This window comes from Microbacterium sp. Ag1, from assembly GCF_001005635.1.
GTDB lineage: Bacteria > Actinomycetota > Actinomycetes > Actinomycetales > Microbacteriaceae > Microbacterium > Microbacterium oxydans.
On sequence record NZ_LBCR01000023.1, the window covers coordinates 26,138 to 40,699 of the forward strand.

At 70.3% G+C, this 14,562-nt stretch carries 17 protein-coding genes; 8 read left to right on the top strand and 9 right to left on the bottom strand.

Translation table 11 applies throughout. The features are described 5' to 3' along the window. Positions 1–18: 18 nt before the first annotated feature. Entirely contained in the window at positions 19–117 is a 99-nt protein-coding gene (amiA, locus tag AAY78_RS20155) for a streptamidine family RiPP (RefSeq protein WP_017831216.1), read from the bottom strand. Positions 118–227: 110 nt separating this feature from the next. Between amiA and AAY78_RS03050 the strand changes: the two genes are divergently transcribed. The 5 genes from AAY78_RS03050 to AAY78_RS03070 are packed head-to-tail and all read left to right on the top strand — an operon-like array spanning position 228 to position 6,165. Further along, on the top strand, positions 228–1,430 hold the full coding sequence (locus AAY78_RS03050) for a hypothetical protein (RefSeq protein ID WP_046746895.1): 1,203 nt from the start codon (positions 228–230) through the stop codon (positions 1,428–1,430). After that, the gene (locus tag AAY78_RS03055; RefSeq protein WP_046746896.1) at positions 1,427–3,217 is read left to right on the top strand and encodes a prolyl oligopeptidase family serine peptidase; all 1,791 of its coding nucleotides are present in this window, start codon (positions 1,427–1,429) and stop codon (positions 3,215–3,217) included. The genes AAY78_RS03050 and AAY78_RS03055 overlap by 4 nt, the downstream gene beginning before the upstream one ends. Continuing rightward, complete coding sequence (locus AAY78_RS03060) at positions 3,214–4,359, top strand: FecCD family ABC transporter permease (protein WP_197077665.1); 1,146 nt, start codon at positions 3,214–3,216, stop codon at positions 4,357–4,359. The genes AAY78_RS03055 and AAY78_RS03060 overlap by 4 nt, the downstream gene beginning before the upstream one ends. Continuing rightward, the gene (locus AAY78_RS03065; RefSeq protein ID WP_046746897.1) at positions 4,356–5,138 is read left to right on the top strand and encodes an ABC transporter ATP-binding protein; all 783 of its coding nucleotides are present in this window, start codon (positions 4,356–4,358) and stop codon (positions 5,136–5,138) included. Before AAY78_RS03060 ends, AAY78_RS03065 begins: the two co-directional genes overlap by 4 nt. A gap of 10 nt (positions 5,139–5,148) precedes the next feature. Next, positions 5,149–6,165 carry an ABC transporter substrate-binding protein gene (locus AAY78_RS03070; RefSeq protein ID WP_046746898.1) on the top strand — a complete coding sequence of 339 codons (1,017 nt, stop codon included), beginning with the start codon at positions 5,149–5,151 and terminating at the stop codon, positions 6,163–6,165. A 92-nt stretch (positions 6,166–6,257) separates the two neighbouring features. On the opposite strand, the gene AAY78_RS03075 is transcribed toward AAY78_RS03070, so the two are convergent. The 6 genes from AAY78_RS03075 to AAY78_RS03100 are packed head-to-tail and all read right to left on the bottom strand — an operon-like array spanning position 6,258 to position 9,996. Next, on the bottom strand, positions 6,258–6,521 hold the full coding sequence (locus tag AAY78_RS03075) for a type II toxin-antitoxin system RelE family toxin (RefSeq protein WP_046746899.1): 264 nt from the start codon (positions 6,519–6,521) through the stop codon (positions 6,258–6,260). Beyond that, positions 6,518–6,778, bottom strand: coding sequence for a type II toxin-antitoxin system prevent-host-death family antitoxin (locus AAY78_RS03080; RefSeq protein WP_046746900.1), 261 nt, complete (start codon positions 6,776–6,778; stop codon positions 6,518–6,520). The genes AAY78_RS03075 and AAY78_RS03080 overlap by 4 nt, the downstream gene beginning before the upstream one ends. A gap of 47 nt (positions 6,779–6,825) precedes the next feature. Continuing rightward, entirely contained in the window at positions 6,826–7,215 is a 390-nt protein-coding gene (locus AAY78_RS03085) for a VOC family protein (RefSeq protein WP_046746974.1), read from the bottom strand. 53 nt (positions 7,216–7,268) lie between these two features. Further along, entirely contained in the window at positions 7,269–8,216 is a 948-nt protein-coding gene (locus AAY78_RS03090) for a D-alanine--D-alanine ligase family protein (protein WP_046746901.1), read from the bottom strand. Next, on the bottom strand, positions 8,213–9,337 hold the full coding sequence (gene alr / locus AAY78_RS03095) for an alanine racemase (protein ID WP_046746902.1): 1,125 nt from the start codon (positions 9,335–9,337) through the stop codon (positions 8,213–8,215). Before alr ends, AAY78_RS03090 begins: the two co-directional genes overlap by 4 nt. Beyond that, positions 9,334–9,996 (bottom strand): M15 family metallopeptidase, encoded by a 663-nt coding sequence (locus AAY78_RS03100; protein WP_046746903.1) that lies wholly within the window; start codon positions 9,994–9,996, stop codon positions 9,334–9,336. Before AAY78_RS03100 ends, alr begins: the two co-directional genes overlap by 4 nt. Positions 9,997–10,083: 87 nt before the next feature. Between AAY78_RS03100 and AAY78_RS03105 the strand changes: the two genes are divergently transcribed. Both AAY78_RS03105 and AAY78_RS03110 read left to right on the top strand, forming a co-directional pair. Beyond that, positions 10,084–10,755: a response regulator transcription factor gene (locus tag AAY78_RS03105; RefSeq protein ID WP_046746904.1), complete on the top strand. Its 672-nt coding sequence runs from the start codon at positions 10,084–10,086 to the stop codon at positions 10,753–10,755. A gap of 10 nt (positions 10,756–10,765) precedes the next feature. Further along, positions 10,766–11,845, top strand: a complete 1,080-nt coding sequence (locus tag AAY78_RS03110; protein ID WP_046746905.1) for a sensor histidine kinase — start codon at positions 10,766–10,768, stop codon at positions 11,843–11,845. A gap of 81 nt (positions 11,846–11,926) precedes the next feature. Here AAY78_RS03110 and AAY78_RS03115 read toward each other — a convergent pair whose 3' ends face one another. Then, complete coding sequence (locus AAY78_RS03115; RefSeq protein ID WP_046746906.1) at positions 11,927–12,583, bottom strand: FMN-dependent NADH-azoreductase; 657 nt, start codon at positions 12,581–12,583, stop codon at positions 11,927–11,929. Positions 12,584–12,660: 77 nt separating this feature from the next. Between AAY78_RS03115 and AAY78_RS03120 the strand changes: the two genes are divergently transcribed. Continuing rightward, positions 12,661–12,999, top strand: a complete 339-nt coding sequence (locus AAY78_RS03120) for a winged helix-turn-helix transcriptional regulator (protein ID WP_046746907.1) — start codon at positions 12,661–12,663, stop codon at positions 12,997–12,999. Between the two features lie 12 nt (positions 13,000–13,011). On the opposite strand, the gene AAY78_RS03125 is transcribed toward AAY78_RS03120, so the two are convergent. Beyond that, entirely contained in the window at positions 13,012–14,532 is a 1,521-nt protein-coding gene (locus AAY78_RS03125; RefSeq protein WP_046746908.1) for an SDR family NAD(P)-dependent oxidoreductase, read from the bottom strand. Between the last annotated feature and the right edge of the window lie 30 nt (positions 14,533–14,562).

The following is a 14,562-nucleotide window of genomic DNA, read 5'->3' on the forward strand; positions in this document are numbered from 1 at the left end:
CGGCGGAAGGATCCGCGATCAGTCGAAGGGGTTCTCGACCAGTGCGTTGGAGTGCGATGCCGACAGGTGCGCCAGCTGCTCGGACTCTTCGATCTCGGCGAGGATCTGCTTTTCCATTTCGTTCTCCTTCAGTGAGTTTCCGACCCGCGGTGTGCGGGGCGGGTCCACGGTGGGACGAGATCGACCCTAATTGATAATGATTCTCAATATCTACTAGTCTGGCGAACATGCCTTCCTCCCTCCCCCTCCTCGCCGCTGATCACCGGGCCGGGACCGTCTTCGAGATTCATGGCGACTCCCGGCGTGTCGCGGTGGCCGACAGCTGGCTCGCCGAGCACGCCGGATTCCTCCGCCTGCCCTCCGGCACGAACGACCGCTGGGCGTTCGCCGACGACCGCGGCGGCGCTCTGGTCGTCGGCGGCGGCACCGTACGACGCATCCCGATCGCCATCCCCGCCGAGCACCTCGCCTGCGACCCGTCCGGTCGTCACGTGGTCGTCACCTCCGGCCTGGGCATGAACGACGAAGCCTGGAGCGACCTGGTGACCGTCGTGGATCTCGCGACCGACTCGTCCACGCGGTTCCGCGCCCGTGTCGGCGAACCCGGGGTCGTCGTGGCTCCCGACCAGGCCTCGGGCGAACCGACGATCGTGCTCCGTCACCGCGAACCGGGAGCCGTCGAAACGATCCCCCTCGCCGCGGCGCTCGCGGTCGGCCCCCACACGCCGGTACTCCGCGGAGGCCTCCTCACCGACCTCGCCGCAGACGGCCACGGCGACGTGATCGACCCCGCCTCCGGCATCATCGGCATCGCGACGAGCCGCGGCCTCGAGCGCTTCGTCGTCGACGGCGGTGCGCCCCGGGCCATCGGCATCGTCCCCTGGCCCGTCGACGGACGGGCGTACTACCTGCGTCTCGCCGGTGACACCGGGCGGGTGACGGGGATCGTGCGCGGGGGTCCGGCCTCGCCGGGATCGTGGCCGGAATGGACGAACACCTTCGTCGAGATCGACCTCGCATCCGGAACCTCCCGCGCCGTGCCGCTGCCGCCGGGGCTCGCGTTCCGGTTCGCGCTGGCTGCGGGTGTTGCAGCCGTCTCGGTCATCCACCCCGACGGAGACGCGGTGCTCGTGATCGATCGCGAGGAGGCACGTGTCTCCCGGGTCGTGCCGATCCCGGCGATGACGCATCCCCCTCGCGCCGGTCGGCTGCCGTGGGACGGCGTCGACGGTCGCCCCGCGCAGCGCCGGTCCATCGCGATCGACCCCGTCGGCGGCACGATCGCGGTCACCAGCGGTGGCGACGGCACGATCCTCCTCCTCGACGGAACCGAGATCTCGACGGTCGAGCTCCCCACCCCGCTCGACGAGGGCGGGCATCTGCTCTGGGCGTCCGATGGCGACCGCGTCGACGACCTGGTGGGCCGATGAACGCGCATCGGGCCGTATTCGACGATGCCCTCGCGCGCGCCGAACGCCACGGTCGGCCGGGGCTCCCGGTCGGCGGCTTCACCCTGGGGCGGGCCGCCGACCGCAGCCGCCGCGGCATCCATCGCCTCGACGGCTCGACCGTGATCGAGCCGGACGGCCACCTCCATCGCATCTTCCCCTCCCCCGACGGCAGCCGCATCGCGGTGGAATGGGCACCCACCGCCGACGAGAATGCCGTCTTCGGCCTCGTCGATGTCGCCGCCGGCACACTGCGCCTCCACCCCGACATCCGTCTCCGGTACGACACCGTGCTCTGGGCGGCCGATTCGCGGAGCCTCGACGTGGTCGCCAGCCGCGACCGCCGGCTCGTGACCCTCGACGTGGAGACGGGCGAGACAGAGGTGGCTCCCCTGCCGAGCGAGGGCCGGCTGCGACTGTTCCCCGGAGGAGAGAGCGGCCTGCGCGCCCTCAGCTCCGCCGGTGCGGGAACCACTCTGACCGACCGGGCGACGGGGACGCCGCTGGGACGGTGGTCCGCGCTGTTCCGCGCCTGGCGACTCGGCACCGGGGTGCTCGTATGGCATGACCGGGGTCTGGATGCCGTGCTGATCGACGCCGCAGCCGATGCGGCAGATGACCGCGCGCCCTGGCACTGGCACGACCCCGATGTACGGATCGTCGACGTCGCGGTGCAGGACGACCGGGTGGTGGTGCTCGCCGTCACGGAAGGGCGGAGCGTGCTCATCGACCTCGACGACGGCATCGAGGTCGACCGCACAGAACCTGCCTCCTCCGACGTCGATGTGCTCACCACGACGATGATCGGCGTCGACGACGGCGTACTGCGTCTGGGCGTCGAAGGCCCCCTCACGCCACCCCGCATCGTCGAGCGCGCACAGCTCGGCACCACGATCCTGCCGCCCTCCTCCTCCCGCGCGACCACCGTGCGCCACGACATCCCGGCCGGCGACGGCGCGACCCTCACGGCGCACGTGACGTCGCCGAGTGCCGCGGAGGGGATCCCGGGCGCGGGGACGACGGGCCCGCTGCCGCTGATCCTCACCTGCTACGGCGGCTTCGGCGTGCCGCACCTGCCCGTGTTCGAACCGACCGTGCCCGCATGGGTCGGGTTCGGAGGTGCCTACGCCTCCGCGCAGCTCCGTGGCGGAGGCGAGCGCGGTGAGGCCTGGCGCCAGGCAGGATACGGCGAGCGCAAGCGCCGCACGGTCGCCGACCTCGCCGACGTCGCCCGCGGTCTCATCGCGGCCGGTATCACCCGCCCGGATCTGCTCGTCCTCGCCGGGGCCTCGCTGGGTGGGGTCGTCGCCGCCGCGTGCGCGCTCGAACATCCGGAGCTGTGCGCGGGGTTCGTGACCACAGCGGCCCCGCTCGACCTGCTCGCCCTCGACGATCATCCGCTCGGGTCGAGCTGGCGTGCAGAGTTCGGCGACGACGGCACACCCGCGTCCCGTGCCCGGCTCGGCGCGCTGTCTCCGCTCGCACGCGCCGAGTCGCTTCCGGTCGGTGCGCCGGTCCCCTCCTACCTGGGAGTGGTGCTCGGCGAAGACACCAGGGTCCTCGCACGCGACACGCATCGGATGGTCGAGTCGCTGCGTCGAACGGGCGGCTCGGCCCGCTCGTGGACGGCAGCGGGGGCAGGCCACGGCGCGAACGAGTCCGTCGCCCTGCACGACCTCGGCCTCGCAGTGCTCGACTTCGCAGCATCGGTCACGGTCACGGCCACGAAGCGCATCGCGTCAGGCAGCACGACCGGAGGCACCCGATGAGCGATTCGACGGCCGTTCTCACCGAACGACGCGCCAGACGCCTGCCCTTCCGACGGCAGCCGAGCGAACAGCGCACTCTGCCCCGCAGAGGAAGTCGACGGGTGCTCCCGGTAGGCCCGACCGTGACGACGATCGCCGTGCTCGCCGTTCTCGTCCTCGTGGTCTCCGCCGCCACCGGCCCCGTCGCCGTCTCCCCCCTCGATGCCGCCAAGATCGTGATCGGCCACCTGATCCCCGGCATGCCCTGGATGACGGACGGAACGCTCACCCCGCTGCAGGACCAGGCCGTGTGGCAGTTCCGGGTGCCCCGGTCGCTCCTGGCCGCACTCTCGGGAGCGGGACTGGCTCTCGCCGGAGCGATGATGCAGGCCGTCGTGCGCAATCCCCTCGCCGAGCCTTACATCCTCGGCGTCTCCTCGGGCGCGAGCGTCGGCGCCGTGCTGGTGATCGTCTCGGGCGGTGCCACCTTCCTCGGTCTGTCGATGAGCGGTGCGGCGTTCGTGGGGGCGATGGTCGCCTGCCTCCTGGTGGCCATGCTCGCGCGCATCCGCGGAGAGCTGTCCCCGACCAGGATGATCCTCGCCGGGGTCGCGCTCGGTGCCCTGCTGAGCGCGGTGACCAGCTACCTCACCCTCACCACCGACGCCCAGAACGTCGTGAGCGTGATGTTCTTCCTGCTCGGCAGCGTGTCAGCCGCCGACATGTCGACGCTCTTGATCCCAGCGGTCGCGCTCGCGATCGCCTGCATCGCGGTGTTCGGACTCTCCCGCTCCATGAACGCGCTGCTCGCGGGCGACGAGTCGGCGATGGCCGTCGGAGTGCGCACGACCCGGGTGCGCGGCGTGCTGCTCGTGCTCGCCTCGCTGCTGACCGGAGCGATCGTCGCCGTGAGCGGCGGCATCGGATTCGTCGGGCTCGTCGTGCCGCACATGGCCCGACTCCTCGTGGGCTCCGACCATCGGCGGATGCTGCCCATCACGATCCTCGGCGGTGCACTGTTCCTGATGGTCGCCGACCTGCTCGCACGGACGGTCGCGATGCCCACCGAGATCCCGCTCGGAATCCTCACCGCCTTCGTCGGGGCTCCGTTCTTCCTGTGGTTGATGCGCAGCGGAGGCGATCGGGCGGGGTTCGACCGATGAGCGTGCACTTCGACGGCGTGAGTGTCGCCCGCGGTGGTCGCACGGTGCTGCACGGGGTCGACCTCGAGGTTGGCACAGGCCGCATCGTGGGGCTCCTCGGCCCGAACGGCAGCGGCAAATCCACCCTGCTGCGCACCCTGTTCACGGGTCAGCGTCCGCAGCGGGGGCGTGTCCTGATCGACGGGGTCGACGTCTCGCAGCTGCCGCCGCGTACGCTCGCGCGCACCGTGTCCGTCATGCTCCAGGACGCCCCGTCCGAGTTCGATCTGACCGTGCGCGAGACGGTGCTGGTCGGCCGCTCACCCCACCGTCCGCCGTTCAGCCGGGACACCCCGGAGGATCAGCGCATCGTCGACCAGGCCCTGCGCACCGCGGACGTGCACGATCTCGGCGACCGGCTGGTGCGTCGACTCTCGGGCGGTCAGCGCCAGCGGGTGATGCTCGCCAGAGCCCTCGCGCAGAGCGGCGAGATCCTCGTGCTGGATGAACCGACGAACCACCTCGACATCGCGCACCAGCTCGATCTCATGCGTGTGGTGAGCGGACTCGGCACGATCGTGATCGCCGCCCTCCACGATCTCAACATCGCCGCCGCGTTCTGCGATGACGTCGCGGTGATCGACGAGGGCAGGATCGTCGCCTTCGGCGCTCCGGACACCGTGCTCACCCCCGCGCTCGTCGACGAGGTCTTCCATGTGACCGCCCGCATCGCCGTCGAGGTCGACACGGGAGCACGCGCGATGACCTTCCACCCCAGACAACCCCGACCCCTCACCTAGGAGAAGAAGAATGACACCACGTACCCGACCCACCCGCCTGCTCGCCGCCGTCTCCGTCGGCCTCGGCGCGATCGCCCTCACCGCCTGCGGGAGCGGAGTCTCCACGGGAGCAGCGCCCGCCTCCTCCGGAGAGGCGATCAGCATCGAGAACTGCGGCCGCACGGTCGAGATCCCGGCCACGCCGACGGCCGTCGTCGGACTGCACCCCTCGCAGACCGAGCTGCTGCTGCGCCTGGGTCTCGCCGATTCGCTCGTCGGACAGGCGCAGGCCACCGCGGACGAGCTGCCGAGCGACGTCGCAGACCTCGCGGCCGATGTGCCCGTCATCGGCGGAGACGCACCGCCCAGCCGGGAGGAACTGCTCGCCGTCGAACCCGACTTCGTCTACTCGCCGACCACCTACGAGTTCACCGCGGAGCAGGGCTTCGCCAGCATCGAGCAGCTCTCCGAGGCCGGCGTCGCCGCGTACACCGCGACCGGCGGATGCTTCGACCGGCGCATGGAGGGCACGGTCGACGACCTCTTCATCGACCTCGAGAACCTCGGCGAGATCTTCCACGTCGAGGACGAGGCGAACGACCTGATCGAGTCGTCCAAGGCCGAGCTCGCGACCGTCGATGCGGCGCTCGAAGGCAAGGATCGCCCCCGCGTCGCCCAGGTCTTCGTGGAGGGCACGACCCTCACCGCGATCGGCGCCGGCATCGAGTACGACATCCTGAAGCGCGCCGGTGCCGACAACGTCTTCACGCCGGACGATCCCGCGTTCGCCGACTTCTTCGCCGCCGAGATCACCCCGGAGTCGCTCGCGTCAGAGGCACCGGACGCGATCGTCTTCGCGGTGTCCGACCCCGCGCACGAGGCGGCCGTCCGCTCCTACCTCGCCGCGACGTTCCCCGACATGCCCGCCGTGCGCGACGGTCGACTGATCGCGGTGCCGTCGACCGACCTGTTCCCCGGCACACTCGGGAACGTCTCGGCCGTGCGGCTGATCGCCGAGGGCCTCCACCCGGACGTCGTCTTCGACTGAGCATCACTTCCCCGTCTGCTCCCCTGGAGAGCGTGTGCTCTCCAGGGGAGCAGACGGAAGAGACATCTCCACGATGTCAGAAGGGTGAGGCGTCAGATCTCGTAGACGTCTCGACGGTGGGCGACACGCACCACGGTCACGAGCACCTGGTCGTCGATCACCTCGTAGAGAACGCGGTAGTCGCCGATGCGCACCCGCCAGGCATTGTCGTAGCCGGAGAGCTTCCGGACGCCGGGAGGGCGGGGATCGCTTTCCAACTCAGCGATGCCGACGAGAATCCGTCGACGGATCTGCGCGTCGAGTTTGCGTATCTCTTTCGCGGCCGCTGTGGTGAATTCGACCCGATAGCTCGTCACGCAACTTCCGTGACGAGCTCATCGAGCGACACCCGCCGGCCATCGTCGGCAGCTTTGGCTGTCGCGAACTCGGCCGCATCGCGCGCGGCCTCGAGCTCTTCGAGCAGTTCCAGATCAGCCACGCTGATCACGACGGCCGTGAGCTTCCCGTGGCGGGTGACGCCCACGCGCTCGGAACCGTAGGCGACACCTCCGAGAACGTCGGCCAAGCTGTCGCGAAGATCCTTCGACGGGACGTTGCGGCTGATCGTGTTCATGGCCCCATTCTACCCCTTATGTACATAAGCGGTATAAGATACCTTAATCACGCCTGCATGACGGCGAGGACGTTGCCCGCGGGGTCGCGGAACCACGCGATGTCCGGCCCTCGCCCGTTCCCGCGGACGATGCCGCGCTCGTCGGAGGGGAACTCCTCGTCGCTGTAGATCTTCGTCTGGACGCCCCGGGCGATGAGCTCGTCCACGGCGGCGTCGACATCCGCCACCGGGAAGTTCAGGATCGTGAAGCTCGCCGGCGTGTGGTTCGGCTTCGAGTACACGAGGATCGAGCCGCCACGGGGCAGGCGCAGGTCGAGGAACCCCATCGCGTTGCGCTCGACGTCGAGCCCGAGCGTCGCGCCGTAGAACTCCTCCGCCGCGTCGATGTCGTCGACGCTGAATCCGCTGAACGCGTTGTCCGCTGTGAAAGCTGCCATGGCTCCAGCATCCGCCTCCTCGGCGCGCTTGTCGATGCCTTCTCGGCTCCCTCTCACCACGCGGCGCGCACGAGCCTCCCGACCAGGTCGACGTAATCCACTCCCGCCGCGGCGAACATCCGCGGCACCTGCGACGCCGCGGTCAGCCCCGGCATCGTGTTCACCTCGTTCAGCAGGGGACCCCTGTCCGTGAGGAAGAAGTCCATCCGCGCGACGCCGTCGCACCCCAGGGCGTCGAACATCGCGATCGCAGCGCGCTTGAGGGCCGCCGCCTCGCCCGCGTCGAGCTGCGCCGGCACCGTGAAACGCGCACTTCCGTCGTACTTCGTCGCCGTGTCGAAGAGGCCGGTCGCGTGGATCTCCAGCGGCGGAGCCGCCCACCGGATGCCCCCCTTCTCGCGCAGCACGGCCACGTCGATCTCGCGCGCCCTGACGACCTCCTCGACGAGGATGCGCCGGTCGAAGCGCGCGGCCTCGTGCAGCGCGGCGAGCAGATCCTCCTCCTGGGTCACGAGACTCACGCCGTGGCTCGACCCCGCCGAGACCGGTTTCACCACGACCTCGCCGTCGAACTCCACATCCCCGATGTCGTCCGCCGTGATCAGCCGCCCGCGGGCGGTGCCGATCCCCACCGCGTCCGCCACCAGCTTCGTCGTCCATTTGTCCATGCCGATCGCACCGGCGCGCAGCCCCGAGCCCACCACGCGCACTCCGGCGAGGGCGCAGAGAGCTGCCAGCGCCCCGTCCTCGCCGAGTGCACCGTGCACGGCCGGGAAGACCACGTCCGTGCGAGTGAGCAGCGGAAGCGCGAGCGCCAGCGACTCGGCGGCGGATCCCCCGTTCGGGCGCCCGTCGACGCGCCAGATGCCGTCTCGATCGATGGTCACGCACGTCACCTCGTGACCGCCCAGCCGCAGGGCTGCACCGACCGCGGCCGCCGACGCCAACGACACGTCGTGCTCGGCGTTCTGCCCTCCCCCGATGACCAGCACCCTCGTCATGCCGCGCTCCTCCGCACTCGCGCTCCGATCCCGGTGACGATGGTGTGGGGGATCGTCCCCGCCCACCGCGCCCACTCCTGCACCGAGGGCACCGCGCCCCCGTCCGGCCCGAACACGGTCGCGATCGTGCCGCGCGGGAACAGCGCGGCACCCGTGTCCACCACGATCTGATCCATCGACACCCGTCCGACGATCGGATACCGCACGCCGCCGATCTCGACGCCGGCGCCCGGCGCGAGCTCTCGCGGGATCCCATCCGCGTAGCCGACGCCCACCACCGCGAGGTGCGTCTCCGCACGGCTGACATGCGTTCCCGCATACCCGACAGCCGTGCCCGCCGGGGCGAGAGTCCCATGCACGACGGGCGCGGTCCATCGTGAAGCCCCGATCAGTGGCGTCGTCTCCGAGGGGTCGATCCCGACGAGTCCTGCGCCGATCCGCACCATCCCGAAATGGGTCGCGGGATCGGTCAGCGCCCCGGACGTCGCCGCCAGATGCACGAGCACCGGTCCGAGCCCGGCACGCAGGACCGCATCCCTGCCCTGCCGCATGCGCAGCACGGCCGCGGCGTTCGCGCCCGGATCGCCCTCGTCGGCGCGCGGCAGATGACCCATGACCCCCACGACCTCGATCCGCCCTCTGCTGGCGCGCGCCAGTCGGAAGAGCTCTGGCCACTCGTCCAGCGGAGACCCGCCACGGGCCATCCCGGTGTCCAGATGCAGGTGCACCCTGACCGGGTGCGACGTGTCCGAGCTCAGCTGACGCAGCTCTTCGGCCGAACCCACCGCGATGTCGATACGATGCTCCGCCGCTGCCTCGGCGTCGATGCCCGCCGGGTTCAGCCAGGAGAGGATGGGCACCGCGAGTCCGGCCTCGCGGAGTGCGACACCCTCGGCGACCTGCGTCACCCCGAGCCACTCGGCGCCCGCTGCGACCGCAGCCCTTGCCACGACGACGGCACCGTGTCCGTAGCCGTCGGCCTTCACGACGGCCATGATCGGCACCGGGGTCGCCGCCCTGACGATCCGGAGGTTCTCGGCGACGGCGTCCGGGAGCGTGGTCAGCGTCGGCGCCTGCAGGCGCGAGGCGATCGCGGGACGGGGGACGGTCATGATGGTCATCGCTGCATCCTCGGGTCTTCGGTGGGGTCGGCGTACATCTCGGGGCACCCCTGATCGATCGCCTCGGGGCGCAGCTCGTAGTGCCATGACTCGTTCGCGTAGGTCTGGCACAGTCCGTAGTCGGAGCCGTGCTGGGCGAGCCAGTCGAGCGTGGGCAGGGGGCCGACGTCCACGGCGTCGCCCGACACGTGCGCCGAGGTCTGCGGCGTCGCCACCCAGCGGCGCGCTTCGTCCTCCGACCCGTAGTCGGCGATCGCGTCCTGGAGCATCCGTTCCTGCAGCCCCGGCGAGCGCCATCCGCTGTTCACCAGGAACGTGATGCCATCGCGCTCGGCATCCGAGGCCGCCCCCTGCAGGGCGTCGAGCAGCGCGGGGTCGAGGTTGCCGACCGCGACGCGGTCCACATCGAACACCGTGGGCTGATCCCCGTCACGGATCGCCCCGTCGGCGTCGCCCGGCACGTCGACGGGCTCCACGTCGTCGGGCACCGGGGTCGGCACGGGCGTGGGGAACGTCTTCGCCGTGTCGGCGAAAGCCACGGACAACGACTGCTGCACCGCGAACGCCAGGATCACGGCGGCGGCGAGCGCGACCACGACGCCGGCGGCCCGACGGCGACGACGTGCCCGCAGCGGGAGGGACGAGCTGTTGGTGTTCATGCTCCCAGTGAAGAAGGGAGCCGGTTGCCAGGGCGTATGCGCTTTTCCATATGCTCGCGATATGCCGGGGTGCGTAGGATCGCTGCCATGCGTGTGCTGATCGTCGAGGACGAGCCCTACCTCGCCGAGGCGATCCGCGATGGGCTGCGCCTCGAGGCGATCGCGGCCGATATCGCGGGCCACGGCGACACGGCGCTGGAGCTGCTGAGCATCAACTCCTACGACCTCGCCGTGCTCGACCGCGACGTGCCCGGGCCCTCCGGCGACGACATCGCCCGCTGGATCGTCGCGTCGGGAAGCGGCATCCCCATCCTCATGCTCACCGCGGCCGACCGCCTCGACGACAAGGCGAGCGGCTTCGAGATCGGTGCCGACGACTACCTCACCAAGCCGTTCGAGATGCGCGAGCTGGTACTGCGTCTGCGGGCCCTCGACCGTCGCCGCCAGCGCAGTCGACCTCCCGTGCTGGAGGTCTCCGGCCTTCGCCTCGATCCGTTCCGCCGAGAGGTGTACCGCGACGACCGCTACGTGGCGCTCACCCGCAAGCAGTTCGCCGTGCTGGAGGTGCTCGTCGACGCCGAGGGCGGTGTCGTCAGCGCGGAGGAGCTACTCGAGCGCGCCTGGGACGAGAACGCCGACCCGTTCACGAACGCCGTGCGCATCACGGTCTCCTCGCTGCGCAAACGCCTGGGCGAGCCGTGGATCATCCTCACCGTGCCGGGTGTCGGATACCGGATCGGAACGGATGCCGATGCCTAGGCGCCGTGGGATGAGCGCTCGCCTCAAGCTCACCCTCAGCTATGCGGGCATCGTGGTGGTCTCCGGACTGCTGCTGCTCGCCGCGGTGGCCCTGTACCTGCTGCGCTACGTGCCCGACGTGCAGATCTCCGCGGACATCCGCGTTCCCAACCGCTCCGACCTGATCAGGGCGTTCGTGCCGGTCGCCTCGACGGTCATGGTGGCACTGCTGGCCATCGGGCTCGGCGGCGGATGGCTGCTGGCCGGACGCATGCTTGCACCTCTGGAACGCATCGGCGACGCTGCGCGACTGGCGGCGCAGGGCTCGCTCTCGCACCGGATCGCGCTGCCCGGCCCTCGCGACGAGTTCCGCGATCTGGCCGATGTCTTCGACTCGATGCTCGAGCAGCTCGAAGCCCACGTCGCCGAGCAGCAGCGGTTCGCCGCGAACGCCTCGCACGAGCTGCGCACTCCCCTCGCGATCTCGCAGGCGCTGCTCGAGGTCGCCCGTGACGACCCGGACCGCGACGTGGACGAGCTGATCGCCCGACTGCAGCGGGTGAACACGCGTGCGATCGACCTCACGGAGGCGCTGCTGCTGCTGAGCCGGGCGGATCGCCGGACGTTCCCGCGCGAGATCGTCGATCTCTCCCTTCTCGCCGAGGAGGCCGTCGAGGCGCTGGTTCCCCTCGCCGACCGTCGAGGAGTCGCACTGGAGGTCGGCGGCGTCCCCGCGTCGGTGCTCGGGTCGGCGGCGCTGCTGCCGCAGCTGGTCATGAACCTCGTCCTCAACGCGATCGTGCACAACCTTCCGACCGGCGGGGCCGTTGCCGTGCGCACGCACTCGATGCCGCACGCGGTCGCGCTGGTCGTGGAGAACACCGGTGAACAGTTGCCTGCGCATCAGGTCGCCACCCTTGTCGAACCGTTCCAGCGCGGGGCGGAGCGCACCCGCGGCGACGACCATGCGGGGGCGGGGCTCGGCCTTGCGATCGTCGACCGCATCACGCAGGCGCACAACGGCACGCTCGTCCTCACCCCGCGGACGGACGGCGGTCTGATCGTGACCGTGTGGCTGCCGCACCCCTACCCGACGGGCCTTCCCGGCTGACTGTCCGCAGGTGTTTCGAATCGCGCAAACGGTCGGATGCGGGGCCCAGAAGGAACCATTTGCGCGATTCGAAGACGGGGCTCAGGCCACCCGCGGGTCGCGTGTCGCGGCGAGCTCGCGGCCGTAGGTGCGGGCGTCGGCTTCGGCGTTCTCCTTGAGCTCGCGCGCGGTGTCGGCGAACGCGTCGAGCGCCGGGTTGACGCCGACCAGCGTGAACGGACGCTGCACGACGCGCAGATCGAGACCCCAGACGTCTTCGAGCACGCGTCGCAGCCAGCCGGTCGAGTGGTCCCAGCCCTCCTTGGGCGAACCGGGCGCGTAGTTGCCGCCGAGCACGGTGACCAGGGTCGCCGGCTTGCCGTTCAACGCGGTGCCGGTCGGATCGATGCGTGCGTCGGTGTAGGCGAGATCGAACCAGGTCTTGAAGTGCTGCGAGACGCCGTAGTTGTAGAGCGGCACCGCGAACAGCAGAGCGTCGGCGCCGATGAGCTCGTCGGCGAACTGCGTCGCGAGGGCGCGAGCCTCGTTCTGCGCAGGGGTCCGCTGGGCCTCGTCGACGAATCCGCCCGTCACGGCATCCGCCCACGCGGTCGCGGGCACGGGGTCGCTCGCCAGATCGCGACGGAAGACGGTCGAATCGGGGTGCGACGCGGTCCACTCGGCCTCGACGATGTCGGCGAGCGCACGACTGGCGGACGACGCGGGAAGGATGCTGGCATCCAGGCGGAACAGGGACATGGGCCTACCTCTCGTTTTCGTAGTCGCTCTGTTTTTCTTAGCGACATCGGTAAACGTAGCACGGGTAGGATGGGGGGATGTCCGGGACCGACGAAGGGCGTCAGGTGTGCGACGCCGCCGTCACACTGGCCTTCAGCGTGCTCGGGAAGCGGTGGAACGGCATGATCGTGTCGTCGCTCGGGGGCGGACCCACGACGTTCGTCTCACTTCGCCGCGCCGTGGACGGCATCAGCGACACCGTGCTCTCCGATCGCCTGGCGGAGCTCGCCGACGCCGGACTCGTCGCACGCACGGTCGATGCCGGTCCGCCGGTGACCGTGTCGTACGCGCTCACACCCGCGGGAGAAGGACTGCTGCCGATCCTGAACCAGCTCGGGCAGTGGGCCTCGGCGAACCTCGCCGAGCGCGCTCACTGACCCGAACTTCCCTCACCAGGGGCTGGGCTCGTAGTCCTTGAGGAACACGCCGTGGATGTCGTCCCCGGCCTCGCCGCGCACGATCGGGTCGTACACGCGGGCGGCACCGTCGACCAGGTCGAGCGGGGCGTGGAAGCCCTCTTCGGCGAGGCGCACCTTCGTGTAGTGCGGACGCTCGTCCGTGATCCAGCCCGTGTCGACGGCGGTCATGAGGATGCCGTCCTTCTCCAGCATCTCCCCCGCGCTGGTGCGGGTGAGCATGTTGAGCGCAGCCTTGGCCATGTTCGTGTGCGGGTGTCCAGGACCCTTGTAGCGGCGGGAGAACTGTCCCTCCATCGCCGAGACGTTGACCACGTACTTGCGGTGCGCATCGGACGCGGCCATCGAGGCACGCAGACGGCTGATCAGCAGGAACGGCGCTGTCGTGTTCGCGAGCTGCACCTCGAGCATCTCGAGCGGATCGACCTGCTCGATCGACTGCACCCAGCTGTTGACGCGGTTCACGTCGGGCACGAGGCCGCCGGCGTCGATCGCGGTGCCGTCGGCATGCTTCTCGAGCGACGACGATCCGGGCGCCATCGCGAGGCGCGCGAGATCTTCGGCCGTGAGTGCCTGACCACCCTGCTCGGCGACCGTGCCGCCGAGGGCCGCGACCGAGAGCAGCGGATGCGCATCGACCGAGGCCTGCAGCGCTTGCGGGTGCGGGTCGGCCGTGTGCCCGAAGGTCTCCATCTCGGGCAGGGGTCCGTCGGGGAGGGGCTGCAGCTCGGCATCCGCCAACAGGGAGTAAGCACCCGGCGAGCGGCGTACGGTCTGTGCGGCGTTGTTGATGAGGATGTCGAGCGGGCCCTGAGCGGCGACCGAGTCCGCCAGGCCGATCACCTGAGCAGGGTCGCGCAGGTCGATGCCGACCACGCGCAGGCGGTGCAGCCAGTCGGCCGAGTCGGGCAGGGCCGAGAAGCGTCGCACGGCGTCGCGCGGGAAGCGGGTCGTGATCGTGGTGTGTGCGCCGTCACGCAGCAGCCGCAGCGCGATGTGCATGCCGATCTTCGCGCGGCCACCCGTGAGCAGGGCGCGCTTGCCGGTGAGGTCGGTGCGGGCGTTGCGCTTGCCGTGGCTGAAGCGGGCGCAGTCCGGGCAGAGCTGGTGGTAGAAAGCGTCGACCTGTGTGTACGGCTGCTTGCAGATGTAGCAGTTGCGGGGCTTCAGCAGCTCGCCCGCGATCGGGGCGTCGACGACGCTGGTGGCGAGATCGTTGCCACGGGTCTCATCATCGATGCGGTCGGGGGCACCCGTGGCGGTGCGGGCCACCACGGCTTTGTCGGCCTCGGCGATCGCGTCACGGATCTGCTTGCGGCGCACCCGCTTCACGTCTTTGAACATCGCCGCGGTGGCCTGGCGTACCGCGATGAAATCGGGGTGCTCGTTGTCGATCCGGTGCAGCTCGCGCAGCACGCGCAGCGTGGTGGCGAGATCTTCGGGGTCGACGCCCGGTCCGAGGTCGGGTGCAGCGTCGGAGGGGGCGTCGGTCATTGTCCCGATTTTACGCGAGTGTCCTGGGAC

What these genes read in the sequence shown, in the direction of transcription:
- amiA (WP_017831216.1), bottom strand. Translation starts at nt 117, where the DNA reads ATGGAAAAGCAGATCCTCGCCGAGATCGAAGAGTCCGAGCAGCTGGCG.
- AAY78_RS03050 (WP_046746895.1), top strand. Translation starts at nt 228, where the DNA reads ATGCCTTCCTCCCTCCCCCTCCTCGCCGCTGATCACCGGGCCGGGACC.
- AAY78_RS03055 (WP_046746896.1), top strand. Translation starts at nt 1,427, where the DNA reads ATGAACGCGCATCGGGCCGTATTCGACGATGCCCTCGCGCGCGCCGAA.
- AAY78_RS03060 (WP_197077665.1), top strand. Translation starts at nt 3,214, where the DNA reads ATGAGCGATTCGACGGCCGTTCTCACCGAACGACGCGCCAGACGCCTG.
- AAY78_RS03065 (WP_046746897.1), top strand. Translation starts at nt 4,356, where the DNA reads ATGAGCGTGCACTTCGACGGCGTGAGTGTCGCCCGCGGTGGTCGCACG.
- AAY78_RS03070 (WP_046746898.1), top strand. Translation starts at nt 5,149, where the DNA reads ATGACACCACGTACCCGACCCACCCGCCTGCTCGCCGCCGTCTCCGTC.
- AAY78_RS03080 (WP_046746900.1), bottom strand. Translation starts at nt 6,778, where the DNA reads ATGAACACGATCAGCCGCAACGTCCCGTCGAAGGATCTTCGCGACAGC.
- AAY78_RS03085 (WP_046746974.1), bottom strand. Translation starts at nt 7,215, where the DNA reads ATGGCAGCTTTCACAGCGGACAACGCGTTCAGCGGATTCAGCGTCGAC.
- AAY78_RS03090 (WP_046746901.1), bottom strand. Translation starts at nt 8,216, where the DNA reads ATGACGAGGGTGCTGGTCATCGGGGGAGGGCAGAACGCCGAGCACGAC.
- alr (WP_046746902.1), bottom strand. Translation starts at nt 9,337, where the DNA reads ATGACCATCATGACCGTCCCCCGTCCCGCGATCGCCTCGCGCCTGCAG.
- AAY78_RS03100 (WP_046746903.1), bottom strand. Translation starts at nt 9,996, where the DNA reads ATGAACACCAACAGCTCGTCCCTCCCGCTGCGGGCACGTCGTCGCCGT.
- AAY78_RS03105 (WP_046746904.1), top strand. Translation starts at nt 10,084, where the DNA reads ATGCGTGTGCTGATCGTCGAGGACGAGCCCTACCTCGCCGAGGCGATC.
- AAY78_RS03110 (WP_046746905.1), top strand. Translation starts at nt 10,766, where the DNA reads ATGAGCGCTCGCCTCAAGCTCACCCTCAGCTATGCGGGCATCGTGGTG.
- AAY78_RS03115 (WP_046746906.1), bottom strand. Translation starts at nt 12,583, where the DNA reads ATGTCCCTGTTCCGCCTGGATGCCAGCATCCTTCCCGCGTCGTCCGCC.
- AAY78_RS03120 (WP_046746907.1), top strand. Translation starts at nt 12,661, where the DNA reads ATGTCCGGGACCGACGAAGGGCGTCAGGTGTGCGACGCCGCCGTCACA.
- AAY78_RS03125 (WP_046746908.1), bottom strand. Translation starts at nt 14,532, where the DNA reads ATGACCGACGCCCCCTCCGACGCTGCACCCGACCTCGGACCGGGCGTC.